Below are 22757 nucleotides of genomic sequence, written 5' to 3'. Positions count from 1 at the left end.
CTCCCGCGCGCTCGGCGCGACCAAGGTCTTCGCCTGGCCGACCGCCGAGATCGCCGTCATGGGCTCGCTGGCCGCCGTACGGGTGCTCAAGCGCCGCGAGATCGCCGCCGCCCCGGAGGACGAGCGCGCCGCCCTGGAGACGCGGCTCGCCGAGGAGCACGAGAAGGTCGCAGGGGGGCTCGACCGGGCGATCCAGATCGGGGTGATCGACGAGGTGATCAAGCCCGCCGAGACGCGCGGCGCGATCGCCAAGGTCCTCGCCCAGGCCACCCCCGCCCGTGGCGCCCACGGCAACATCCCACTCTGACCCACCGCCTCGACGCCCCGCCCGGCCATACGGGCCGCGGGGCGTCCGCGTCGTCCACGGACCCCGTCCTTGAAATGGTCCTCGCTACGCTCGGGATGCGCCGCCGAGCGGCACAAGGCGAACAGCTTCATGCCCCTCACCCACTCCGCGCACGACGTGCTGGAGAACGAGGTCTGGTTCGCCGAGGCGGTCAGGTGAGCTCCTTTTCGACGCTGTTCACACCGGGGAGCCGACCGGCCGCGCGCCTGACGCGGTCGACGGCGTCGAGACCTTCGAGGACCAGATGGAAGCTCTCCGGGATGTAGCCGGCGGGCTTGGCGTCCGGCGATGTGGCCGACGCCGCCCAATAGGCGTCCTTGATGGCGTGCCCGCGATCCTCCAGATAGATCGCTTCGACACCGTCCAGCGCCCGGACGGCCCGGTGGACGGCGGCCTTCTCGTCCGCGCTCGCCGCGCCGCGCCCGGTGCACCCCGCGTCCCTTTCCAGAGGCTCCGGCGGGCAGAGCCGGATGACCACATCGGTCTTGTCGGCCCAGAAGCTCGTCCCGCGCAGGAAGACGTTCGAGATTCCGGGCATCGCCTCCGTTTTTCGCCGGAAGTCTCCCAGCGTGGTCAGGCCCACCACGAATGATTCCGGCATATCCGATTCACGGATCGCATTGCGGAGCGCCGCGCTCAGGGTCTGGTTCGCCTTGAAGTCCCTGAGCGCCTCCGCGCGGGACTTCAATCGCAGGCCGGACACCTCGGGCAGGCCCCGGAGGGCGCGTTCGATGGTCAGGCGCCGCGCGGCCGTGACCTCACCGTCGCCGCAGTTCCCCTGCGCGCTGTCGTCCCGGCACAGGTACACCCCCGCCTCCCCCGTCCTCGGCCACGGTACTTCGGGCGGCGGCAGCGGCCCCTCCGGCGGCCGGCGCAGCACCCACACCCCCGCGCCGAGCCCGGCGAGCAGCGCCACCACGACGGCCACCACGGCCCACGGACTCCAGCGGACGCCGGGCTGCTCCAGGACTTCTTCGGAGGACATGCGCACGACTGTGTCGCGCCGAACGCCGCAAGGTCAACTCGAAGGCCGTGGCAGGGCTGCCGAAAGAAGAGCCCTCGTTCATGGCGAGGGCTCTACTGCCACTGCTGTTCGCGACAGCCGACGGGCCAAGAGCCGAACCTAGATGCCGAGCCCTCCGGCCTTGACGGCGTTCACGAACGTCGACCACTCGCCCGGAGAGACGACGAGTACCGGTCCCGCGGGGTTCTTGCTGTCCCTGACTCCGACCGCTTTCCGCAGATTCGACGCCACCTCGACGCAGTTGCCTCCGGTGTTGCCGCTACGCGAGCTCTTCACCCATGCGGCCTCGGCGAGGTCCACATTCAGGTCTCTTGCTTCCGCTGCCATTGGTCTCTTACTTCCTTAATCATTTGGAGGGATGGACCAGGGCGGTACGCCTCTGCTCGTATCCTGTCATATTGCCCCCAGACGGCGGCCACAAGTTCATGCGCGGCCGATACCTCACCTGTCCCCGCCGACTCTATGGACACGGCCGTCGGCGCGTCCGGCAATTCCGCGATCGTGAAGCTCGACAACAACCCGTCCGTACACGGGCTGTCGAAAGGGACGATCTGAACCCGCACCGCGGAGCGGCCGGCGATGTCCACGAGGTGGTCGAGCTGTTCGGCCATCACCTCCGGGCCTCCTATAGGACGGTTGAGAACCGACTCCTCGATCAGGACCCACAATTCCGGCGGGTTGTCGCGTTCGAGAATCAGCTTGCGCCGCATGCGGGCCGTCACCCGCTCCTGGATCTCCGCCTCCGGTGCCGCGCGGCCACCCCGGAAGACGGCTCCCGCGTAGCTCTCGATCTGAAGCAGGCCGGGAATGAGCAGTGGATCCCAACTGCGGAGGACGCGGGCGCGGGGTTCGATCTCGTCGGCCCACTCGATGAACCAGCCGGGCCCGCTGGACGGAAAGGTGACCGAGCGGCAGAGGCGGCGGAAGAGGTCACCCGTTCCGAACACTTCATCACACCGGGCCGCCAGATCCGGCTTGGGGGTCCTGTCGCCGATCTCGATGTGCGCCACCAGCGACGACGAGCACCCCAGGCGTTTACCGAGGGCGACCTGAGTCAGGTCCGCCTCTTTGCGGGCACGGGCGAGTTCCCTGCCGAAGCGCTGGAGTGGCGTTAGTCGTGGATCAAATGCATTCGCCATTTTCGTCCGTTTTCATCTCGCCTCCGTCGATGACGCTCACTGACAGATCTATGACAACTCACGCCCGGCATCGGGGCTTTTTGTGGGCCTATTGTCCAGCGGTACCGCCCTTACTTCAAGCCGCTCACAGGCACTCTAGAAGCGCAGGGGCGCCGCGCATACGTCCACCTGACACAAAACGGACACCAAGGCCAGCGCATTCGCCACTTACTGACAGGCGGGAGGCCATCTGTGAGCGGGAATCAAATATGAGACGACATGAACCCGGCCATATCCATCCAGAAGAAAGCGAAACAGTGGGCACGGCCAAAACAGGGAGAACTCAGACCATGGGGGAACAGCGGTACCACCACCTCGTCCGGCTGGCCTGGGCTCTGAACAGGCGAGGACTGCGAGCGGTGGTGGAGTTGCCCCTCAAGAGCGAGCCGGTGCTGGTGGTGCCCCGGGAGGGCGGAGCGCTGCGGGTCATGGCGTTCTCGCACAAGGGGGCGTGGCTCTACACCTGGGGCCGGGGTCAGGGGCAGCGGGTCCAGGTGTCGGCGGACGACGCGGCGGACCGTATCTGGGAGGTCGCCCAGTGACGACGATCGAACTCCTCGGAAAGGCCGACCTCCTCGGCACCCCCGGCTCGATCATGCTCGCGCGGATGTACGTCCGCGAAGTCCTGCTGAGGGCCGGGCATCCGGCCTCTTCCCGAGCAGACGACATCGTGCTCATCGCCGGCGAGGTCGTCGCGAACGCGATCAAGCACTCACGGTCGGGCAGCAGGCCCGGCGGCGTGGTGAACCTGCTGGTGTACGGGGACGCCCGGACGGTACGGGTCGAGGTCGCCGACGAGGGCTCGTCCGACACGATCCCGCGGATCCCCGCCCAGACCGACCCCCTGAGCGAGAGCGGCCGAGGCCTGTGGCTGGTCCGCGAACTGTCATCGGCCTGGGGCTGGCGGCAGGACGACACGGGCCACACGGTCTGGTTCGAACTCTCCACGACGCCGGGCACACCGGCGGGGACTGCCGCGCCGGGAGGCGGATGACGCCGAGGGGTGACGTCAGTCGCCGACGACGGCGTGGCCCGGAACTCCCTGTGACCAGGGCCGTAGGCCCCCGCACGACCGCGGACGGCACGGAGGCGCGGCCACCGTCATCGTCATAGGGCCACCGCGCGAACGGTCAGTCCCAACGCTGGGCGTTGGTGTCGTCCAGCGACCCCGGCGGATCCGGCAGCACGCAGAACATCATGCCCGCCGGGTCGCGCATGACCCACCACCGGTCGTGCACGAACCGCACCCGCGCGGCGCCGAGCCCCTCCAGCCTTGCGACCTCCGCCTCCAGGTCGTCGGTGTGGATGTCCAGATGAACCCGGCTCTCGCCATCCTCCAATTGCTGCACCAGCAGGCCGAACGCCTCACCCGGCAGCAGGGCGCCGTGGTATTCCGGATGGCGTTCGAGCCGGAGAAGAGGCCGGCCGATCGCCCCCTGCCAGAATCGCACCTCCTCGTCATGCGCCTCCGGGGGAACGTCGATCACGACCTTGCGAAGCCTGCTGTAGTGCGGCACCCCTGTCACCTCACGTCATCGTGTGTCGGCGGACTCGGCGCCGACCCACGCGGCACGCGCGATCAGCCGGAGCGAGCATCCGCCCGCACGCTACGACCAACCCGCCACCCCCGCAACGCACGCCGGGCGTGCCGGCCGGGTCATGGGACATGGTCCGCCCAGGTCCGGGAGAGCCGCCCCCGCCCGGCGGCGCCGTGAGTGCCGTTCGGCTCATCAGTAGTGGGAACGAGAAGGCGCCGGCGGATGGGACGCCGGTCGCAGGCCAGGATCCTCTGCCAGGAGGGCGCCAGGCGGATTCGCGATCCTTAGCCTTCGGGACATGGCAATGATCAGGCGGCGGTGGTCGCGTATCGCCCTCCGCTCCGCGTTGGCGCTCGCACTCGTGGCGGTGGCGGGATTCGGATACGAGACGATCGCACGATCCGGGGACGGTGAGCGCCGGCCGCCGCCGGGACGGCTGATCGCGGTCGAGGGCCACCGCATGCAGCTGGACTGCTCGGGCCGGGGCGGGCCGACCGTCGTGCTGGAGGCGGGGCTCGGCGAGTCGAGTGCGAGCTGGGCCGGCATTCAAGCTCAGCTCGCCCAGCACGGCCGGGTGTGCAGCTACGACCGGGCCGGCTACGCGTGGAGCGAGGATGGCCCGGGGCCGCGCACCGCCGGGCGCGCCGCACGGGAGCTGCACGCGCTGCTCGCGGCAGCCGGGGAGGCAGGGCCGTACGTCCTGGTCGGGCACTCCTACGGCGGAGCGGTCGTGCGCCTGTTCGCCGCCGAGCGGCCCGGGGAGACGGCCGGGCTGGTGCTCGTGGACGTCATGGACGAGACCGGCACCGCCGAGCTTGGCGCGGCCAAGCCCTTCATCGCCGCGCAGTTCACGCTCTACCAAGCCGCCGCGCGCCTCGGCCTGGTCAGGCTGCTCGGCGGCGACGCCGTCACGCCGTCGGGAGCGCCGGAGCCTGCCCGCAGGGCCGCCCCGATCGTGTACGGCGCGGGCACCATGGCGACCGCCCGCGCCGAAGGCCTGGCGTCTCTCGACAGCGCGGCCGAAGTGCGGGCGACCGTGCGCCCGGGAATGTGGCGGGACATGCCGGTGGTCGTGATCGCCGCCGCCGGGCAGCCGGATCGGGTGTTGGGCCACTACCGCGACATGGCCGCGCTCTCGACACGGGGCCGGCTGGTGGTGGCGAAGTCGCCTGAGCACTACGTGCAGTACGCCGAGCCGCGCCTGGTGCTGGACTCGATCCAGGAGGTCGTCACGGAGGCACGGCCGTCCAAGTAGATACATTCGACCCCTACCAGGACCAGCTGTGGCGGATGGTCCCCGGCCTCGCCGACTCCAACGGGGTGTCGTTCGAGTCGGTGAACGTTCCCGGCCGCTATCTGCGGCACTACAACTACGCGCTCCGGCTCGACCCCAACGACAACACGTCGATCTTCCGGGCCGACGCCACGTTCTACCGCACCGCAGGGCTGGCCGACTCGTCGTGGTCGTCGTTCCGCTCGTACAACTTCCCCACCTACTACCTCAGGCACAGGGACTACCTGCTGCGCATCGACCCGCTCAGCGCGTCCTCCAGCCTGTCCGACCGGCAGGACGCCACCTTCCGGGTCTCCTCGTAGCCCGCACGGGTTCCCCCGGAGTGTGGACGCGGGCTGTTCAGGGACTGTGAGACCAACGGCTCTGTCTCTCTGGCCGGCGGCTCGACAGACCCGGCCGCGGTTCGCTCTGGGCCGTTGGCGTGGGCTCCGTTCGGGTAACGGGCCCACGCCGGAACCGGGCCGGCTCAGGGATCGGCGGGATGGGTCAGAGCTCGCCGGACTCGATGGCCTGCTTGAGGCCCGCCTGGGTCTGCTGGTGGGAGGCGACGCCGTTGGCGACGACGAAGTCGATGAGCGAGGTGTCGGCGTCGAAGGTGAGTTTCTCGGTCACCTTGGTCGTGCCCTCGTCCGTCTCATCGAAAATGATCTTCTGGTGGGTGACGACGTTCGGCTCCGACCAGGTGTCGGTCTCGTAGGAGAAGTCCCGCGCGTTGACGCGCTGCTGGGCGTGCGTCTTCAGGGTCACCACGGCGCCCTGGTAGGGGACGTCCTCGATGGCCGTGAAGTCGACGTACCGCAGCTTGCCGCACATCCGGTCGTGGTGGGTGACCACCCGCTTGAGGAAGGCGGCCCTGCCGATGTGGTTGGGGATGTGGGAGTAGGCGGCGAAGACGCGCTCGATTGGCGCGTCGATCTCAATGGAGATCGCGGACTTGGCCCGTGTCCTGCCCGAGCCGGGCTTGGGAGGCGAGGAATCGTAGAACCTGTAGGTGTCCCAGGCGGTCTGCCACTGCGCGGCGATCTCCGCGTCGGTCTCGGTGGTGTCGGCGCCGGCCGGGGCCGGCAGGACGACTAGTGCGACGGTCGCCGAGAGAAGCGACGCCGCGAGAAGCCGGAGAAGATTCTTCACGTGCACCTCGAGTGGAGTAGGTCAACTGCGACTGATCTTCTCCCTCAAACGGCCCGCAACGCCTTGACTCGCCTCAAACCGTGATCAATCCGACTCCGACGCCCGCCCACGGCCCCGACCGGCGCCCAGCCCAACGGCCCTCTCCTCCGGCCCCGGGCCGTACTCCTCAGGGAGCGGTACAGGCGCTCGGCGTACTCGGCGCCGTAGTACCTTTCCAGCTCCTCAAGGGTCTCCTCGGTCCGCTGGACGCTCTGACACCCTCAGCGCTCTGCACCGTTTTGACCGGATTAGCGACATGAGGGCGGATAGAGCCAGAACTGGTATCCGCTGATTTCCGGCGGAAGTAGAGCCACAAGCCACCCTCCGGGCTCAATGCTCACATGGGCCTGCCCGAGCGGCACAAATCACGCCAAAGGGGACACTTGGCCGGTTATCGCTAAGCCGGCGCCTCCTTTGGGTGCCCTCCCCGTCCCTCGGCGGGTCTGTTGATCCAAGCTGCGTCCGGGGTCTCGGGCAGACCGGGCACCTGGGCGAGCCGTTGGCCGTTCGGCCGCCCGGAACGCCGCGAAGGTGGCGGCACGCTGGTCCTGAACGGCGCCGGCGGTGCCGAGGTGGGCCGTGCGGGGCGTCTGCGGGCCGATCCCGGAATGGTCGTGTTCGTGGTTGAATACTCGAAGGATCGGCGGCGGAAAGCGCCGATGTCGTGGGCCGGCCCGAACTTCTCGGGAAACGCCGTACAGTACTTCATTGTTTTGACCTGAGCATCGGAGAACGAGTTGTCGTTGCCGACGTTCGGTCGGGAATGACTCTTGGTGATCCCGAGGTCCGGCCGTAGTGCCGAGGCGGAGATCGAGGTCATATCACGCCTACCGTGCAAGTGATGCCTTTACTCCAGGCGAGATGTAGCGGCTTTCTCTGACGAGACCTAGCGGCTTCTCCAACCAGATCAACCAATTGCGTAGATTCGCATTGGTCTTGGGCGAGGACGCTCACCGGCCCGCCAGGAAAGAGGCACGCTGTAACCGGCTGGTGTCGCTCCCGCACAGCGAAGAGCACCACAACGGCCGGCCCTCTGCTAAGCCGTCATGTCCTGCCAAGTGGGCTGATACCCGCTCAGACCGGCCTGATCGTCGTAGGCGTCCGCACGTACAGACGGCAATCTGATGGCAAGGGACGGGCCCCCACACCCACGCCTCAAGGCGCTGGAGTGTTACGCCCTGCACGCGAACTCGCCGCGGGCGTTCGGCTGGATACGCTCTTTGCAGAGCTCGCGCACGTAATCCATCGCACTTAAGCCACGCCGTTGGAGCTCACCTGTCTGCCGCTTCACCACGCCATCGCAGGTCTGCTGACTTTCGCTGACTCCGGCTGTGGGGTTTCACCGGGAGGTGATCGGGGACAGGCAGGTCCAAACCGTCGCGGTGAGGCTCGTCGAGCACCTGCGCGCCCTGGCCGCCGCGATCAACGACGGGGCAGGCCGGGGTCCGAGGGGGCTCCGGACAAGCGGGTGGACCGGTCGTGAGCGCGGAAGTCATACAATTGGCCGAAACGGCAGTTGATGGTGTGACATATGAGGCAAATGCTGCTTAGATGGCCAAGGTCTGAGGCGGTGTCCCACCGTGACCCTGTGTCGCGGCATCCGTCTCGGCGTCCGTGCTCTGGCCTCGACGGAGGGTGACGGCAGGAAACACAGACCATCACTCACCTCTCGAGGGCGCCCTGCTTTCCGGCGTCCCGAGCGCCAGGGTGCGTCCATTCACCATGCCCCGCGTCGTGACCGCGCCGAGTTCGGGGGTCATCCGAACCCTGCCGGCCGGTCCTGCGACGCATGGCCCACTTGGAGGCTCTGTGACAACCACGCCGTCCTTCTACGACCAGGTCGGCGGCGCGTCTGCTGTCGGCGACGTCGTCGACCTGTTCTACGTGCGGGTCCTCGACGACGCCGACCTCAAGCCCTACTTCGCCGGCGTCGACATGCCACGGCTGAAGCGGCACATGGTGGTGCTGCTGTGCTCCGTCCTCGGTGGCCCCGAGCCGTACGAGGGCCGCGACCTGGCAGAGGCGCACCGCGGCATGGGCATCACCCACCAGCACTACGCGAAGGTAGGCGAGATCCTCCTCTCGGTCATGCGGGAAGCCGGGGTGAGCGAGGAGATTCAGCGGCACGTCGTGTTGACGCTGGACAAGGTGGAGTCGTCCATCGTCGCCGAGCCCATCGAGACGGCCGACTGAGTGGACGCGCAAGCCCTGAAGGACAGCTGGCGCCTCGTCGCCCGGTCGGGCGACCAGGTGCCGCTGTTCTTCTACTCGGCCCTGTTCCTGGCGAACCCGGAGACACGAGACCTGTTCCAGGTGTCGATGGCGAGCCAGCGCGACCGGCTCGTCGGCGCGCTCGGGCACATCGTCAGCAACGTCGACCGGGTGGAGGAGCTGGTCCCGTTCCTGCAGCAGCTCGGCCGGGACCACCGCAAGTTCGCCGTGGTGACGGAGCACTACCCGGCCGTCGGCAGGGCGCTGCTCGCCACCCTGGAGCACTTCCTGGGCGAACGGTGGACGCCCGCCCTCGCCCACGACTGGGCCCAGGCGTACGGCCTGGTCGCCCAGGTCATGGCGGACGCCGCCGCCGACGCGGCCAAGACCTCCCCGCCCTGGTGGGACGCGGAGATCATCAGCCACGAGCAGCGCGCCCTCGGCATCGCGGTGATCCGGGCCCGGCCGAACTATAAGTATCCCTACCGTCCCGGGCAGTCGGCGTCGGTCTCCTACGCCCTGCGGCCGCGCGTGTGGCGTTACTACTCCTTCGCCAACGCGCCACGCCAGGACAACACCATCGACCTGCACGTGCGCATGGTCGACGGCGGCGTGCTGAGCTCCGCGCTCGTCATGGGCGCGCGCCGCGGCGACGTGCTGCGGGTGGGAGCGCCGGTGGGCGAAAGGCTGGCGATCTCCGCCGATATCACCGGGGACCTGCTCCTCATCGCGGGCGGCACGGGCCTCGCGCCGCTCAAGGCGCTGGTGGAACAGGTGATGTACGAGGGCCCGACACGCAGGGTCGACCTCGTCGTGGGCGCCCGGACGTCCCGGGAGTTCTACGACCTCGAGGCGCTGTCCAAGATGGCCGCCGAGCACCCCTGGCTGACCGTCGTCCCGGCCGTCTCCCACGACCGCTTCTACCGCGGGACGCGCGGCAACGCGGTGGACGTCGCGCTGCAGGCATGGCGTGGACAGCACGTCTTCGTCTGCGGCTCGGAGGAAATGGCTCAGAGCACCGTCGGACGTTTGCTGGACGCCGGCGTGCCCCACGAACAGATCCACTTCGACGAGTTCACGAGCGACAAAGGTGGGGAGTCATGACGGCAGAGACGCCTTGGGGAGATCGCGCGGAGCGCGAACGCCAGCCCCTCACCCCGGATCAGGTACGCAAGCAGGACTTCTCGCGCACATCGCTCGGGCGCCGCGGCTACAGCGAGGAGGACGTGCGCGCGTTCCTGTACCGGGTCGCGGACGACATGGCGGCCGGTGACAAGGAGAAGGCAGACCTGCGAGCGTACATCGACCGCATGAGGCAGTGGTACAAGGAGCGCGGAATCAACGCCGAGCACGCCGCTCCCCAGCAGCAGGCCCTGAGCGTCGACGCGATCAACATCCTCTCCCGCGCTCAGCAGAGCGCCGACGCCCAGATCGCGGAGGCGGGGGACTACGCGCGGCGGATCATCGGGGACGCCCGCCGGCAGTACGAGCAGATCCTGACGGAGGCGCAACGGCAGGCGGAGGAGGCCGCCGACGCGGCGGTCGGCGCATACCGCTCGGGCGGCGGCGTGCACGGCGCCGAGGCCGAGGAGCTGGAGCGGCGGATCGCTTACCTGCGAACCTTCGCCGACGTCACCCGGGTCCAGCTGCGCGCCACGCTCGAAGGGCTGGCCCAGGAGATCGACAAGCTCGGCCACATCCCTGACCAGGGCGGGCAGGCCCTCAACGGCTTTTCACAGGTACACCGCTGACCGGCCTGCGGACGAGCTCGTTCGCGGGAGCCGCACCGGCCCGGCGGCGCCATGAGCCCGCTCAGGTCGTGATGACGACCTTGCCGGCGGCGTGGCCCCGTTCTTGGTAGGTGACGGCTTCGGGGATGTCCTCGAAGGGGTAGGTGCGGTCGATCACCGGGGTCACCCGGCCGGTTTCGATGAGGTCGGTGAGCGTCAGCAGGTTCTGCTTGGTGGTGGTGCACCGGACGACGTCCGCGAGGACGGCTCTGTGGGACATGAGGGGCGACAGGGCGAGGGTCGCGAACATGTGACCGGCGGGCTGCGTCCAGCGGCCGGGCGGGCCGCCGATGAGGACCTGGGTTCCCTTGCGGGTCAGTGCCCGGCGGCAGGCCCAGGCCGGGTGGCCGCCCGCTATGTCCAGCAGAAGGTCGTAGCGCAGACCGTCACGGGTGAAGTCCCGCGTCCCGTAGTCGATGACCTCGTCCGCGCCGATCGACCGGACCAGGTCCAGGTTGCGCGGGCCGCAGACCCCGGTGACCTCCGCGCCGAAGGCCTTGGCGATCTGCACGGCGAACGTGCCCACGCCTCCCGAGGCGCCGTTGACGAGAACCGTCTGGCCCGGCCGCAGCCGTCCCTTGTCGCGCAGGCCCAGCAGGGCCGTGCCCGCCGCCATCGGAACGGCGGCGGCCTGCTCGAACGACAGGCTCGCCGGTTTCGGCGCCAGCTCGCTCTCCCGAACGCACACGTACTCGGCGAAGCCCCCCTGCTTGGGCATTCCGAACACCTCGTCGCCGGGACGGAACGCCGTCACCTCCTTGCCGACCGCCTCGACCTCCCCCGCCACGTCGGCCCCCAGGATCCTGATCCTCGGCCGGCGCGGCCCTAGCGAGCCGCCCATCAGGCGCGCGGCGTACGGCTGCCCGCGCATGTGGTGCCAGTCGTAGGGCTGGACGGAGGTGGCGCGCACCCGGACGAGCACCTCGCCGTCGCCGGGCGCGGGCGTGGGGACGTCCGCGAGTTCGAGCACGTCGGGCGAGCCGTACGCGCGCAGGACGAAAGCCTTCATGGGATTCTCCTCGTCCACCAGGTGCGGGGGGGCCGGTCCGCGGGTGGAGGGACCGGCGCGACCATCGGGGAAGCGCCACACGCGTCGGCCCTGGCGGACCGGACGGCACCGGGCGTGTTTCCCTACGAGGAAGTGTCGCGTCGACCCGCATGTGGCACTACGGCCGGAAGTACGACCATGCGGTCGGCCTATAGGCCGGATCGGGGGCGGATCCGCGCGAGGCCGCCCGCTGCGGCCCGTGCTCGGGCAAAGGCGGACGGGCGGCCCTGGAAGGGGAGGGCCGCCCGTCCGGGTCCGGGGAGGTCAGGCGGCGGGCTTCTTGGCGACGCAGGTCAGGTAACGAGGCCCATTTCATGAGGGCCCCTGTGCCCTTTCAGGGGCCTACGGTGCCGTCGATCGCCTCGCGGAGGAAGTCGGCGTGGCCGTTGTGGCGGGCGTACTCGTGGATCAGGTGGAGCATCACCAGGCGGAGGGAGACGTCCTCGCCCCAGCGGGGGTTGTGGGCGACGACGTCCAGGGACTCGGCCTCGCGCTCGATGCGGCGCGCGTGCTCGACCTCCGTCTGCCAGGCGTCGAACGCCTCCTTGCGCGTGGCCTCGCTCGCGTCGTAGGCGACCTGGTAGTCGCCCTCGTCGGACCACACCAGCGGCAGTTCCTCGCCGTTGATCACCCGGCGGACCCAGGTGCGCTCCACCTCGGCCATGTGCCGGACCAGCCCGAGCAGCGACAGGGTGGATGGCGGCATGGACCGGCGGCGCAGGTCCTCGTCGGAGAGGCCGTCGCATTTCATGGCGAGCGTCGCGCGATGGAAGTCGAGGAAGGAGCGCAGCATCTCGCGCTCTCCCGCGATCAGAGGCGGGGCGATCCGCTCTGTGGTCACGATTGCTCCTTTCACCCCGGCAGGGCCGCGTCACACCGGAAGGGCCACGCTAGCCCACCCTCCCCGTGCGATCGGACGGCCACTCCGGCGCGCGGGCCTCGCGGACGCCGGGACGCGCCTCACGCCTGCCGGCCGCCCGGGACACGCGGATGGGACGTGTCCACGGGAACGGTCCAGCCAAGACACACCCGGCGCACGCGTCAGGAAACCAGGGGCCCGCGGGCCGGGGCGTAGAAGGTCAGACGGCGGCGTGGAGCCAGCGGACCGGGGCGCCGTCGCCGGCGTAGCGGAAGGGTTCGAGCTCCTCGTCCCACGGCTTGCCCAGCAGCTTGTCCAGCTCGTCCTCCAGGACGGCCCGGCCCTGGGCCGCCATGAGCATGACGTTGCGCAGACGGTCCTCGGGGATCATGATGTCGCCCGAGACGCCGACCACGGCGGTGAAGGCGCCGAGCGTGGGCGTGTAGGCGTTCCGGGAGCCGTCCACCCCCGGCGAGGCGTCCTCGGTGATCTCGAAGCGGATGCGCTGCCAGCCCATGAGGGACGACGTGATCGCCCCGGCGGTGCCGGGACGGCCCTCCCACTCGGCCTGGGTGCGCACCGTGCCGGGCTGGGCTGGCTGAGGGGTCCACGACAGGTCGACGGGTATGCCAAGGACACCCGCGACCGCCCATTCGATGTGCGGGCACAGCGCGGGCTGAGCCGAGTGGACGTACAGCACGCCACGAGCAGACACCGGACCTCCCGTTTCGTACGAGGTGCGCCTTCCCCAACGTCCTCATACTGGGATGATCACAAGTGACTGAGGGAGAGACTACCGTCCGTCGTGGCGGGGCACCAGAGCCGGGTCATACCTAATCACGCTTGCCAACTCTCCGCATAGGGAAAGATACACTCGGTGATTACCTTTCCCTTCTAGGAGTCACCGATGAACGTGCAGGCAGTGGAGCACACGCCGGGGCGAAGTGCCCTGATTCGTCCGGGCGTCCTCCTCAGCCGCTCCCCCGTCGCCGCCGCCCGGTGGACGCAGGCCGTCGAGAGCGTCGAGGGGCTCTACCTGCTCCGGCTCGCGCCCGGGGCCGACCCGTGCGAGATCGCCGCCACGCTCTCGGCCCAGGGACACGAGGTCTCCCCCAACCACGTCGTGACCGGCCAGCCCCTCTTCTTCGGCGGCCCCACCGGCGCGCCACGCCCCGCGCCCGCCCCGGCCTACGAGGCGGGGGCGCCGTCCCGGGTGACGGTCGGGCTGCTCGACACCGGCCTGGTCCGGCACCCGTGGTTCGAGGGGCAGCAGTGGTTCACCGGCCGGCCCGAGGAAGTGCTCGACGCCGACGGCGACGGCCGTCTCGACCAGCAGGCGGGGCACGGCACGTTCATCGCCGGCCTGCTGCTGCGCCAGGCTCCCGGGGTGCGGCTGCGGGTGGCCCGGGTGCTGGACAGCGAGGGCGTCGGCGACGAGGCGGGGGTGCTGCGCGCGCTGGGCCGCCTGCGCGACGTCCGCCTGGACGTGCTGCTGCTGTCGTTCGGGTGCTTCACCTACGACGACCGGCCGTCGCCGCTGCTGGAACGGGCGCTGGCCGGGTTCCCCGACACCGTGATCGTCGCCTGCGCGGGGAACACGGCGTCCTCGCGGCCGTTCTGGCCCGCCGCGCTGCCCCGGGTGATCGCCGTCGGGGCTCTCAATTCCACGGAAACCGGGCGCGCCCGGTTCTCGGCGTTCGGGCCATGGGTGGACGCGTGCGCGCGCGGCGAGGACTTGACCAGCAGTTTCGTGGACTTTCACCCGTTCAGGAACTACGCGTGCTGGGACGGCACGTCCTTCGCGGCCGCCATCGTCGCCGGGACGATCGCCGCCACGGCGCGGCACATGTCCGCGGCCGAGGCCGCCGACCACGTGCTCGACGCGCGGCGCGGCACGCGTTTCCCCGATCTCGGGGTCTTCGTCCCCACGAGTCACTAAGGTTCTCACCAAGAGTATCCAAGAAACTACACAGGGTCGCCCTATGCCTTACGACCTCGATCTTCTCGACGAGACCGCGTGGCGCGGCCTGGTCGACCGCTTCGGGTTCCGCATGTGGGCGGTCGCCCGCGCCTGCGGCCTCGACGCGACCGACGCCGCCGACGCCGTGCAGGCGGCCTGGCTGCGGCTCGTCGAGAAGCTGGACACCATCCGCGACCCCGAGGCCGTCGGCGCCTGGCTGGTGACCACGACCCGGCACGAAGCCGGGCGAATCCGCCGTAAACGGGCGGGCCATCAACTTACCGGGCTGGTCCCCGACCTTCCGACCACCGAGGGCGACCCCGTCGCGCGCATGCTCAGCGAGGAGGACGGGCGGCGGCTCTGGGCGGCGATCGACACGCTGCACGAGCCGTGCCGCACGCTCCTGCGCCTGATCGTCACCCTCCCCGAGGTCACCTACGCCCAGCTCGCGCACCGCATGCGGATGCCCATCGGCAGCATCGGGCCCACCCGCATGCGCTGCCTCAGACGCGTCCGCTCCCTCATGGGGGAGGAGCCCCGATGACCGACCGCGAACCCGGCGGTGAACGCCTTCTGGCGGGCCCGGCCGATGACGAGTACCTTCTGGCGGCTCTCAGGATCGCGGCGGGGGTCGACCCGGTTCCCGAGCGGGTCGGCGCCGACGCGCGCGCCGCCTACGAGCTGCGCCTCCCCGGTGCCATCCTGGCCGGGCCGCTGGAACCCCTGCCGGGGCTCGTGGCCGACGCGCGGCCACTGGCGGGCGTACGCTCCGACGGCCGCCCGGCCGGCGACGAGCCGCGGCTGCTGCGCTTCGGCGCCGACGGGCTGACCATCGACGTGGAGGTCACGGTCCGCGACTCGCACCTCGACCTCGCCGGTCAGGTGCACCCCCTGCCCGTCGGGGGCGCCCGCGTCGAGATCAGGACGCCGCACATCAGCAAGATCCGTTTCCCCACCGAGAGCGGCCTGTTCGCCACGACGGGGCTCCCCCACGGCTGGCTGAGCGTCGTCTGCCACCGCCCCGGCGACCGCCCCGTGGCGACCCGCTGGCAGTGCATCCGCCAGTGACCACCGACACTCCCCGCCCCGCGCCCACGCCTCACCCGGCCGTCCAGGAACCGGTCTCGGCATCCGTACAACGGACAAATCCCTCAGTCCTGCGCGATCCGCCGCCTGCCGAGGCCTCCCGCCTCGTGGCGGCGGCCGAGGAGGCGGTGGCACTGTCGGGGGCCGACCCCGGGCGGGCGCGGGAGCGGGCGGAAGCCGTGCTCGCCGAGGCGCAGGCGCGGGGGCCGGCCGAGGCGGTCTCCGTCGCCAACCGTGCGCTGGCGCTCGCCGCCCGGGAGTTCGGCGACCTCGGGCTCGCGGCCGAGCACCTGCGCCTGGCCATCGCCGCGGCTCGCGACCTGCCCGGACGCGCCGCGCAGGCCCGCCTCTCGCTGGTGACCGTCCGCGCCGACCTCGGCGACCCGGAAGGTGGCCTCCGCGTCGCCGACCTCGCCGAGCGCCACCTCACCGGCCTCGACCGGCATCGGCTGGGCGTGCAGCGCGCGGTGGCCCTCGTCCGGCTCGGGCGGGCGGCCGAGGCCGTGGCCCACTGCGACGGCGCCATCGCAGGGCTCACAGGATCCGGGGACGCCCGCTTCCTCGCCGGGGGCCTGGTCAACCGGGGCATAGCGCACACCTACCTGGAGCACTACGCCGAGGCCTCCCGTGACCTGTCGGCGTGCCTGGCCATCGCCCGGGAGGCGGGGCTGGACCACCTCGCCGTCCTCGCCCAGGCCAACATCCCGTTCGTCGCGGCCAGGCGCGGAGACATCCCGGCCGCCTTCGCCGGGTACCAGGCCGCCGAGCAGGCCCTGACCGGCTACCCGGAGCGGCTCGCCGTGATGCGGGCCGACTTCGCCGAGGCCCTGCTCGCCGCCCACCTGCCCGGCGAGGCCCGCGCCCTGCTCGCCCAGGCGGTGCCCGAGCTGGCGATGGCGGGAGCCCGGGGCGCGCTCGCCGAGTCCCGCCTGCTGCTCGCCGAGCTGGAACTGCTCGTCGGCGACCCCCGTCGGGCGAAGGCCGGCGGCGAACTCGCGGCGCAGGAGCTCGCCTCCCAGCGGCGCCACGCCTGGCTGCCGTTGGCCGAGGAGGTCATCCTCCGCGCCCGGCTCGCGGAGGAACGCCCCGATCCGCGGCTGGTGCACGAGCTGCGACAACTGGCGGGACGCCTGGTCTGGGAGGGGTGGGCGGGGCAGGCGGCCGGAGTGCGGCTGACCGCCGCCGAGCTGGCGCTGACGCTGGGAGACCACGCCACCGCTGCCGCCGAGCTTCGCCTCGTGATCGCCACCGATCCGGCAGGACGCACGCATCGTCTCGTCCGCCACCACGCGACCGCCCTCGAACGCGCCCTTCGCGGCGACCGGCCCGGCGCCCTCGCGGCGCTCCGGGCCGGGCTCGCGGAGGTGACGTCCGGCGGCGAGCGCCTCACCGACCCGGGGATACGCGCGCACGCCGCGCGGGCCGGCGGGCGGCTCGCGGAGTTCGGCCTGTCCCTCGCCCTGGCCGACGGACGCCCCGGAACAGTCCTCGGCTGGGCCGAGCACTGCCGCTCACTCCCCCGCGTCCCCCCGAGCGTCCACGAAGACGTCGTGCCCGTCGAAGGGCCGGGTGAGCCTGTGCTGGTCGCAGGGCTGGAGGACCTCGGGCTGGTCGAGAGGCTGCGCGAACGGTTGGGGGGCGCCGCGCTGATGGAGTTGGTGCGGCACGGTGACCGGCTGGCCGCCGTCGTCCTCACCGCCGACCGCCATGCGCTGCGCGAGCTGGGCTCGTACACGGCGGCGGCCGAGGCCACCGTGCGTATCAGGTACGGCCTGCGGCGGGCCGGGCTTCGTGACACGCACGCCCACAACGAGGTCGCGGCGGAGGCCGAACGCCTGGGCGCGCAACTGCTGGGCCCCCTGGCGGGAGACATCGGGGACAGACCGCTGGTGATCATCCCGACCGGCGCGCTGCACACCCTGCCGTGGCCGGTGCTCCCCGCCTGCCACGGCCGGCCGTTGTGCGTGGCGTCCAGCGCTGCCGCCTGGCTGACGGCGACCACTCGACGACCGAGGACCCACGCGTCCCACGCCGGCGCAGACCCGGTGACCGCCCCCGCAAGCCCTCCTTCTACGCTCGTCGTCGCCTCTGCGGGCCCACGCCCACGGGTCGTGGCCGTGGCGGGGCCTGACCTGCGGCACGCGGAGGCCGAGGCGGCGATGGTCGTACGCGCCCATCGGGCCGGCGGGGTGGCCGTGCCCTCGTCGCCCGGGACGCCACCGCCGCCCTCGCCAGGGTCGCCACCTTGGTCGCCTTCCATGGCCGCGACCGAGACCTTGCGGGTCGGGGCCACGTGCGGGGACGTGCTGGACGCGCTCGGGTACGCCGACATCCTGCACGTCGCGGCTCATGGCCGGTTCTGCGTCCGTAGCCCCTTGCTGTCCAGCATCACCCTGGGGGACGGCCCCCTGATGGCGTACGACCTGCTCCGGCTGGGACGGACGCCGTGGCTGGTGGTCCTGTCGGCCTGCGACGCCGGAATGGCGCACGCGCCGGTGGACGGGGCGCCGCTCGGCCTCGCCGGCGCGTTCCTGGACCAGGGAACGGCCTGCGTGGTCGCCGGGCTCGTGCCCGTCCGCGACGACGAGGCGCTGACGCTCATGACGGCCTTCCACGCCCTGCTGATCTCCGGCCGCACTCCCGCCGAGGCACTGGCCACGGCGAGCCGCGAGACGGGCGTCGACGGGTTCGCCTGCTTCGGCTCGCTGGGGCACCCACTCTGACCGGGCCCGCCGGGCCGCGACCGCCCGGCCGGAACCGCCGGGACAGGGCCGTGGACGGCTCCGGCGTCTAGCCCTGGGCGACCGGGCGGGACGGGTCGGTGATCCAGTTGGACCACGAGCCGACGTACAGGGCCGCGTGAATGCCGGCCAGTTCCAAGGCCAGGACCTCGTGGGCGGCCGTCACCCCGGAGCCGCAGTACGCGCCCACCGGCACCTGGGGAACCGCCCCGAGGGAGATGAAACGCTCCCTGAGGAACTCGGCGGGGTGGAACCGGCCGGAGAAGGGGTCGACGTTCTCGCCGGTGGGCGCGCTCACCGCACCCGGAATGTGCCCGGCGACCGGGTCGACCGCCTCGACCTCGCCCCGGTAGCGCTCGCCCGCCCGCGCGTCGAGCAGCACGCCCTCCTCGGCGAGCGCGCCCGCGGCCGTGGCGTCCAAGATGGGCATGCCGCCGGGCCGGGCCGTGAAGTCGCCCGGCGCGGGCGCGGGCTCCTCGGTGGTCACGGGGAAGCCCTCGGCCACCCACCGGCGGTATCCGCCGTCGAGCACGCGGACGTCGGGGTGCCCGTAGTACCGCAGCACCCACCAGGCCCGTGCCGCGGCGGTGGAGTCGGCGTCGTCGTACACGACCACCGGGACCGAATCGGACACGCCGAGCCGCCGCATCGCGTCCTGGAACGCCTCCGCGCCGGGCAGCGGGTGACGACCCCCGGCGCCGGCCGGCGCGGCGAGGTCCTGGTCGAGATCGCAGAACACGGCGCCGGGAATGTGCCCCACCCGGTAGGACTCGATGCCCGGCGGGCCGGCGAGCCGCCACCTCACGTCGAGGACGACCGCCTCCCCGAGGTCTCCGGGACCGATCAGCGGGCTCATCGGTGCGCCCGTGCTTTCAGCCATGCAAGAACCCCCCTCTGGTTTCGCGGACATCCCGCGGCCGGACCAGCCGCGGAATCTCCGCGGACGACGATCTGTGGACCGGCTCAGTCCCCCATCCACTCGCGCCGCGTACGGGGGCTCCCGCCTGGTCGTGCCGGCGCGGTGGCTCCACCCCGCGCCGGCACGGATCGCTCAGCCCGCGGCGCGGGCGGTCGCCTCGGACAGGGCCTTGGCGAAGGCCAGCACGTTGCCCACGGCCTCGGGGCCGTCGGCGGCCTCGCTGACGCGCAGGGACAGGTCGTCGGCGGTGACGGCGCCGGTGTAGCCGTGGTCGGCCTCGCAGTTCTCGTCTCCACAGGTGGCGGGTTCCAGGTCGACGTGGGAGATCGCCCCCCAGCCGATCGTGAGCGTGACCTCGCTGGGAGGGACTCCCGGCACGTACGACGCCGGGTCGGGCACCACTCGGGTGACGGCCACCGACTGGACGCGGCTGAGGCGCACGGCTTCGGTGGTGGTGGAGGCGTGCGAGGTGGGCATTCCGTCGGCGGGTGGGTGCTCGTCGGTGTGGCACACCAGGAGGCGGGTAGGTGAGAGGATCACCACGGTGACGTGCCGGCGGACTTCCATCGCCGGGTCGAAAGTGGCCTCGTGGTGGACGACGAACGCCGTCACCTGCTCTTTGCCCAGTGCGGACTCCGCCGCGTCGGCCACGAGATCGGGGTAGTAGCCGCTGCGTTCGATGGCCTCGCGCAGACCAGCGGCCGAGACTCGGGTTTCCCTCATGGGTCCATCCTGCCCTGTCTCGGCGCGGTGTTTCACCTCACAGCCGTCCGCCCTGAGGGCAACAGGCGGAGAAGGGCCATTCACAGCACAAGGCTGGTTTCCGGAGAAGTCCCCCAAGCCGCTTGGACGGCGGCCGGCCACGCCTGTCACTCTCTGGATCGCGCCCCTCCCCGGAGGGCTCGGGACCGTGCCGCAGCCGTCCGCTCCCGTGCCCCCTCGGCTCACCGGAGGCGTCGCGGGCCCCGGTCCGGGCGGGGGCCGACCGCGTCGCGGATGACCGCACGCGCCCCGAGGACGCTCACGCCGCCCTCGCCGACGAGTACGGGGTCGAGGTCCAGCCGCGCCACCCCGGGCAGCTCGTCGGCCAGGCGGCCCACGCGGACCAGCAGGTCCTCCAGCGCCTCGACCGCGACCGGCGGGTATCCGTACGCCCCGAACAGCAGCGGCGCGGCGCGTACCGACCGCACCAGCCCGGCGGCGTCCTCGGCCGTGAGGGGCGCCATCCGGAACACCTCGTCACCGAGGAGCCGCGCGGTGATCTCTCCGAGCCCGAACGACACCACCGCCCCGAAGTGCGGGTCGTCCACCACCCTCACCAGCGTCTGCACGGCGGGCTGGGGCGCCATCCGCTGGACCGAGAGCGTCACCTGAGGCCCCAGCCGGGCCGTCAGGTCTTCGTACGCGCGCCGCACCCCGCCCGGATCCGAAAGGCCGAGCCGGACCGTGCCCGCGCGGTGGACCACCTCGGGGTCGGCGGAGCGTACGACGACCGGCCAGCCGAGCCGCTCGGCCGCCGCGACCGCCTCCTCGCAGGAGTGCACCGGCTCGGCCGGCCAGACCTCCAGCCCGTACTTGGCGAGCAGGCCGGTGGCGTCGATCTCCGCGGGTCCTCCGGCCGCGATGACCTCCTCCACCAGTGCCCTGGCGCCCTCGGTGTCGACGCCCTCCAGGTGCGCGGGCGTGCCCTGCGGCCGGTCGCGCCAGGCCGCGTACCGGACCACGTGGGCGAGCGCCCGTACGGCCTCCTCGGCGGCGGGATACGAGGGGATGGACCCCTTGCCCGGATCGCCGCCTTCGGCCGGAACGCGCAGCTCGGGCGGCATGCCCATGCGTCCTTCGAAGGTGGCCAGCACCGGCTTCCCCCTCTCGACCGCCACGCTGACCAACTCGGCGGCGACCTCGGCCGCGTTGCCCGGGATGGGCGGCATGTAGATCGCGACGATGGCGTCCACCTGGCCTTCCATGGCGGCCAGCGCCTCGCGGTACTCACCGGCCCCCGCCCGCGCCCCGAGATTGGCGGGCGGGCACGGCTGCAGGCCCGCCGCCACGCAGGCGTCCACCGCCAGCAGCGCCAGCGCGTCGGAGTTGCTGACCACGCCCACCCTGGGCCCGGCGGGCAGCGGCTGGTAGGCCAGGAGCTGGGCCACGTCGAACAGCTGGATCAGGTCGTCCACGCGGATCACCCCCGCCTGGTCGAACAGGGCGCTGAGCGCGGTGTCCGGCAGGCGCAGGACGGGCGCGGCGTGCCCGACCGGGACGCCGCGCGTGGTCCCGCCGCTCTTGACGACCACGACCGGCTTCTTACGCGCCGTGCGCCGGGCGAGACGGGCGAACTTGCGCGGGTTGCCCAGCGACTCCAGGTAGAGGAGGACGACGTCGGTGGCCTCGTCCTCCTCCCAGTACTGCAGCAGGTCATTGCCGGAGACGTCCGCCCGGTTCCCCGCCGACACGAAGGTCGAGATGCCCATGCCCCGCTGGGCGACCCGCTGGAGCAGCGCCGTGCCGAGCGCACCGGACTGGCTGAAGAAGCCCACCCGCCCCCTGCCCGGCAGGCGGGCGGCCAGGGTCGCGTTGAGGCGCACCCGGGGGTCGGTGTTGGCGATGCCGAGGCAGTTGGGGCCGACCACGCGCAGCCCGTACGAGCGGGCGATGCGCACCAGTTCGTCCTGGCGGGCGCGCCCGTCGGGGCCCGTCTCCCCGAACCCGGACGACACGACGATCAGGCCCTTGACGCCCTTCTCCGCGCATTCCTCGACCACGTCGAGGACGGCGTCCGCGGGCACGGCCACCACGGCGAGATCCACGTCCCCGTCGATCGCCGAGACGCTCTTGTACGCGCGGACCCCCGCCACCGCCCGCACCTCGCGGTGGACCGGGTACACGGGGCCGTTGAAGTCGGCGGCCAGGAGGTTGCGCAGCACGGTCTGCCCGACGCCGCCCGTCTCGCGGCCCGCGCCGACCACCACGACGGACGTGGGGCTGAGCAGCCGCTCGATCGACCGGGCCTCGGCGCGGTGCTCGCGGGCCATCGTGACCTCGTGCGAGGTCACCGTCGTCGCCAGGTCCAGGGTCATGCGCACGACGCCGTCCTCGAACCGGCTCTGCGCGGTGTACCCCGCCTGGCGGAAGAACGCCATCATGCGTGCGTTGTTCGGCAGGACGTCCGCCACGAAGTGTTCGATGCCGCGTTCCCTGGCCGCCGCGCGCAGGTGCTCCATCAGCACCGACGCCACTCCCCTGCCCTGGTGGGCGTCCTCGACGAGGAAGGCGACCTCGGCGCTGTCCTGGTCCTCCATACGGTCGAATCGGACGACCGCCACCATCTCTGTCGCGAGCGTCGCGATCAGCGCCACCCGGTCGACGTAGTCCACGGTCGTGAACCAGGTGACCTCGCGGTCCGAGAGCCGCGGGTGGGGGCCGAAGAAACGGAAGTAGATCGACTGGTCGGAGAGCCGTGAGTAGAACGCGCGGAGGATGTCCGCGTCCTGCGGGCGGATGGGCCGCAGATGCGCCGTCCCGCCGTCGTCCAGGACGACGTCGGCCTCCCAGTGGGCGGGGTAGCGAGGTTCCACAGGGATGAGCGTAAGGGG

24 protein-coding genes and 1 pseudogene are annotated in these 22757 nt (G+C 71.5%); 14 read left to right on the top strand and 11 right to left on the bottom strand.

Annotated features, from left to right (window positions below):
- Positions 1-307 (top strand): carboxyl transferase domain-containing protein (locus DQ384_RS32575; RefSeq protein WP_281274153.1); only part of this gene is annotated, 307 nt, incomplete at its 5' end.
- Between the two features lie 69 nt (positions 308-376).
- Positions 377-505: a hypothetical protein gene (locus DQ384_RS43830; protein WP_281274151.1), complete on the top strand. Its 129-nt coding sequence runs from the start codon at positions 377-379 to the stop codon at positions 503-505.
- On the opposite strand, the gene DQ384_RS32570 is transcribed toward DQ384_RS43830, so the two are convergent.
- The 3 genes from DQ384_RS32570 to DQ384_RS32560 all read right to left on the bottom strand — a co-directional run bounded on the left by DQ384_RS32570 (position 498) and on the right by DQ384_RS32560 (position 2509).
- Positions 498-1331 (bottom strand): permease-like cell division protein FtsX, encoded by an 834-nt coding sequence (locus DQ384_RS32570; protein ID WP_114032708.1) that lies wholly within the window; start codon positions 1329-1331, stop codon positions 498-500. The two genes, DQ384_RS43830 and DQ384_RS32570, sit on opposite strands and share 8 nt — an antisense overlap.
- A gap of 138 nt (positions 1332-1469) precedes the next feature.
- Positions 1470-1697, bottom strand: a complete 228-nt coding sequence (locus DQ384_RS32565) for a DUF397 domain-containing protein (protein WP_114032707.1) — start codon at positions 1695-1697, stop codon at positions 1470-1472.
- Complete coding sequence (locus DQ384_RS32560) at positions 1673-2509, bottom strand: helix-turn-helix domain-containing protein (protein WP_114032706.1); 837 nt, start codon at positions 2507-2509, stop codon at positions 1673-1675. The genes DQ384_RS32565 and DQ384_RS32560 overlap by 25 nt, the downstream gene beginning before the upstream one ends.
- A 329-nt stretch (positions 2510-2838) precedes the next feature.
- Here DQ384_RS32560 and DQ384_RS32555 point away from each other — a divergent pair, with 329 nt between their 5' ends.
- Both DQ384_RS32555 and DQ384_RS32550 read left to right on the top strand, forming a co-directional pair.
- The gene (locus tag DQ384_RS32555; protein WP_114032705.1) at positions 2839-3090 is read left to right on the top strand and encodes a hypothetical protein; all 252 of its coding nucleotides are present in this window, start codon (positions 2839-2841) and stop codon (positions 3088-3090) included.
- Positions 3087-3542, top strand: coding sequence for an ATP-binding protein (locus DQ384_RS32550; RefSeq protein WP_114032704.1), 456 nt, complete (start codon positions 3087-3089; stop codon positions 3540-3542). The genes DQ384_RS32555 and DQ384_RS32550 overlap by 4 nt, the downstream gene beginning before the upstream one ends.
- A 136-nt stretch (positions 3543-3678) precedes the next feature.
- On the opposite strand, the gene DQ384_RS32545 is transcribed toward DQ384_RS32550, so the two are convergent.
- The gene (locus tag DQ384_RS32545; protein WP_245966938.1) at positions 3679-4074 is read right to left on the bottom strand and encodes a VOC family protein; all 396 of its coding nucleotides are present in this window, start codon (positions 4072-4074) and stop codon (positions 3679-3681) included.
- A 310-nt stretch (positions 4075-4384) separates the two neighbouring features.
- On the opposite strand from DQ384_RS32545, the gene DQ384_RS32540 reads away from it, so the two are divergent.
- Together DQ384_RS32540 and DQ384_RS32535 are read left to right on the top strand one after the other, a co-directional pair.
- Complete coding sequence (locus DQ384_RS32540) at positions 4385-5341, top strand: alpha/beta fold hydrolase (RefSeq protein ID WP_114032702.1); 957 nt, start codon at positions 4385-4387, stop codon at positions 5339-5341.
- 11 nt (positions 5342-5352) lie between these two features.
- Positions 5353-5682 (top strand): annotated as a pseudogene (locus DQ384_RS32535) (AbfB domain-containing protein); the annotation flags it as partial.
- Between the two features lie 184 nt (positions 5683-5866).
- On the opposite strand, the gene DQ384_RS32530 reads toward DQ384_RS32535, so the two are convergent.
- A complete protein-coding gene (locus DQ384_RS32530; protein ID WP_114032726.1) occupies positions 5867-6511 on the bottom strand; it encodes an SRPBCC family protein in 645 nt (214 codons plus the stop codon).
- 485 nt (positions 6512-6996) lie between these two features.
- On the opposite strand from DQ384_RS32530, the gene DQ384_RS40600 reads away from it, so the two are divergent.
- The 4 genes from DQ384_RS40600 (at position 6997) to DQ384_RS32510 (ending at position 10512) form a co-directional block, all read left to right on the top strand.
- Positions 6997-7272: a hypothetical protein gene (locus DQ384_RS40600; RefSeq protein WP_147268972.1), complete on the top strand. Its 276-nt coding sequence runs from the start codon at positions 6997-6999 to the stop codon at positions 7270-7272.
- Positions 7273-8359: 1087 nt separating this feature from the next.
- Positions 8360-8743, top strand: a complete 384-nt coding sequence (locus DQ384_RS32520) for a group I truncated hemoglobin (RefSeq protein ID WP_181871544.1) — start codon at positions 8360-8362, stop codon at positions 8741-8743.
- Positions 8744-9865, top strand: a complete 1122-nt coding sequence (locus tag DQ384_RS32515; RefSeq protein ID WP_114032699.1) for a globin domain-containing protein — start codon at positions 8744-8746, stop codon at positions 9863-9865.
- Positions 9862-10512, top strand: a complete 651-nt coding sequence (locus tag DQ384_RS32510; protein ID WP_114032698.1) for a DivIVA domain-containing protein — start codon at positions 9862-9864, stop codon at positions 10510-10512. The genes DQ384_RS32515 and DQ384_RS32510 overlap by 4 nt, the downstream gene beginning before the upstream one ends.
- Before the next feature lie 61 nt (positions 10513-10573).
- On the opposite strand, the gene DQ384_RS32505 is transcribed toward DQ384_RS32510, so the two are convergent.
- From DQ384_RS32505 to DQ384_RS32495, 3 genes are all read right to left on the bottom strand, one after another.
- Positions 10574-11560, bottom strand: a complete 987-nt coding sequence (locus DQ384_RS32505) for an NAD(P)-dependent alcohol dehydrogenase (RefSeq protein ID WP_114032697.1) — start codon at positions 11558-11560, stop codon at positions 10574-10576.
- A gap of 373 nt (positions 11561-11933) precedes the next feature.
- Positions 11934-12440, bottom strand: coding sequence for a DinB family protein (locus DQ384_RS32500; RefSeq protein ID WP_114032696.1), 507 nt, complete (start codon positions 12438-12440; stop codon positions 11934-11936).
- A gap of 238 nt (positions 12441-12678) precedes the next feature.
- Positions 12679-13173 (bottom strand): DUF3145 domain-containing protein, encoded by a 495-nt coding sequence (locus DQ384_RS32495; protein ID WP_114032695.1) that lies wholly within the window; start codon positions 13171-13173, stop codon positions 12679-12681.
- Between the two features lie 192 nt (positions 13174-13365).
- Between DQ384_RS32495 and DQ384_RS32490 the strand changes: the two genes are divergently transcribed.
- From DQ384_RS32490 to DQ384_RS32475, 4 genes are all read left to right on the top strand, one after another.
- Entirely contained in the window at positions 13366-14397 is a 1032-nt protein-coding gene (locus tag DQ384_RS32490; protein ID WP_114032694.1) for a S8 family peptidase, read from the top strand.
- A gap of 43 nt (positions 14398-14440) precedes the next feature.
- Positions 14441-14962 (top strand): RNA polymerase sigma factor, encoded by a 522-nt coding sequence (locus tag DQ384_RS32485; protein ID WP_114032693.1) that lies wholly within the window; start codon positions 14441-14443, stop codon positions 14960-14962.
- On the top strand, positions 14959-15486 hold the full coding sequence (locus DQ384_RS32480; protein ID WP_114032692.1) for a hypothetical protein: 528 nt from the start codon (positions 14959-14961) through the stop codon (positions 15484-15486). Before DQ384_RS32485 ends, DQ384_RS32480 begins: the two co-directional genes overlap by 4 nt.
- A gap of 146 nt (positions 15487-15632) precedes the next feature.
- The gene (locus DQ384_RS32475; RefSeq protein ID WP_147268970.1) at positions 15633-18227 is read left to right on the top strand and encodes a CHAT domain-containing protein; all 2595 of its coding nucleotides are present in this window, start codon (positions 15633-15635) and stop codon (positions 18225-18227) included.
- Between the two features lie 67 nt (positions 18228-18294).
- On the opposite strand, the gene DQ384_RS32470 is transcribed toward DQ384_RS32475, so the two are convergent.
- The 3 genes from DQ384_RS32470 to DQ384_RS32460 form a co-directional block, all read right to left on the bottom strand.
- On the bottom strand, positions 18295-19101 hold the full coding sequence (locus DQ384_RS32470; protein WP_114032690.1) for a sulfurtransferase: 807 nt from the start codon (positions 19099-19101) through the stop codon (positions 18295-18297).
- Positions 19102-19296: 195 nt separating this feature from the next.
- A complete protein-coding gene (locus tag DQ384_RS32465) occupies positions 19297-19887 on the bottom strand; it encodes a DUF5998 family protein (protein WP_114032689.1) in 591 nt (196 codons plus the stop codon).
- Positions 19888-20108: 221 nt separating this feature from the next.
- Positions 20109-22739, bottom strand: coding sequence for a bifunctional acetate--CoA ligase family protein/GNAT family N-acetyltransferase (locus DQ384_RS32460; protein ID WP_114032688.1), 2631 nt, complete (start codon positions 22737-22739; stop codon positions 20109-20111).
- Positions 22740-22757: the final 18 nt, after the last annotated feature.

The sequence above is a fragment of the Sphaerisporangium album genome, assembly GCF_003323745.1.
Classification (GTDB): Bacteria; Actinomycetota; Actinomycetes; order Streptosporangiales; family Streptosporangiaceae; genus Sphaerisporangium; species Sphaerisporangium album.
The sequence above is the reverse complement of the archived record's forward strand: the minus strand, read 5'-3'. Positions and strand labels throughout refer to the sequence as shown.

What these genes read in the sequence shown, in the direction of transcription:
- DQ384_RS32570 (WP_114032708.1), bottom strand. Translation starts at nt 1,331, where the DNA reads ATGTCCTCCGAAGAAGTCCTGGAGCAGCCCGGCGTCCGCTGGAGTCCG.
- DQ384_RS32565 (WP_114032707.1), bottom strand. Translation starts at nt 1,697, where the DNA reads ATGGCAGCGGAAGCAAGAGACCTGAATGTGGACCTCGCCGAGGCCGCA.
- DQ384_RS32560 (WP_114032706.1), bottom strand. Translation starts at nt 2,509, where the DNA reads ATGGCGAATGCATTTGATCCACGACTAACGCCACTCCAGCGCTTCGGC.
- DQ384_RS32555 (WP_114032705.1), top strand. Translation starts at nt 2,839, where the DNA reads ATGGGGGAACAGCGGTACCACCACCTCGTCCGGCTGGCCTGGGCTCTG.
- DQ384_RS32540 (WP_114032702.1), top strand. Translation starts at nt 4,385, where the DNA reads ATGGCAATGATCAGGCGGCGGTGGTCGCGTATCGCCCTCCGCTCCGCG.
- DQ384_RS32510 (WP_114032698.1), top strand. Translation starts at nt 9,862, where the DNA reads ATGACGGCAGAGACGCCTTGGGGAGATCGCGCGGAGCGCGAACGCCAG.
- DQ384_RS32505 (WP_114032697.1), bottom strand. Translation starts at nt 11,560, where the DNA reads ATGAAGGCTTTCGTCCTGCGCGCGTACGGCTCGCCCGACGTGCTCGAA.
- DQ384_RS32490 (WP_114032694.1), top strand. Translation starts at nt 13,366, where the DNA reads ATGAACGTGCAGGCAGTGGAGCACACGCCGGGGCGAAGTGCCCTGATT.
- DQ384_RS32485 (WP_114032693.1), top strand. Translation starts at nt 14,441, where the DNA reads ATGCCTTACGACCTCGATCTTCTCGACGAGACCGCGTGGCGCGGCCTG.
- DQ384_RS32480 (WP_114032692.1), top strand. Translation starts at nt 14,959, where the DNA reads ATGACCGACCGCGAACCCGGCGGTGAACGCCTTCTGGCGGGCCCGGCC.
- DQ384_RS32470 (WP_114032690.1), bottom strand. Translation starts at nt 19,101, where the DNA reads ATGAGCCCGCTGATCGGTCCCGGAGACCTCGGGGAGGCGGTCGTCCTC.
- DQ384_RS32465 (WP_114032689.1), bottom strand. Translation starts at nt 19,887, where the DNA reads ATGAGGGAAACCCGAGTCTCGGCCGCTGGTCTGCGCGAGGCCATCGAA.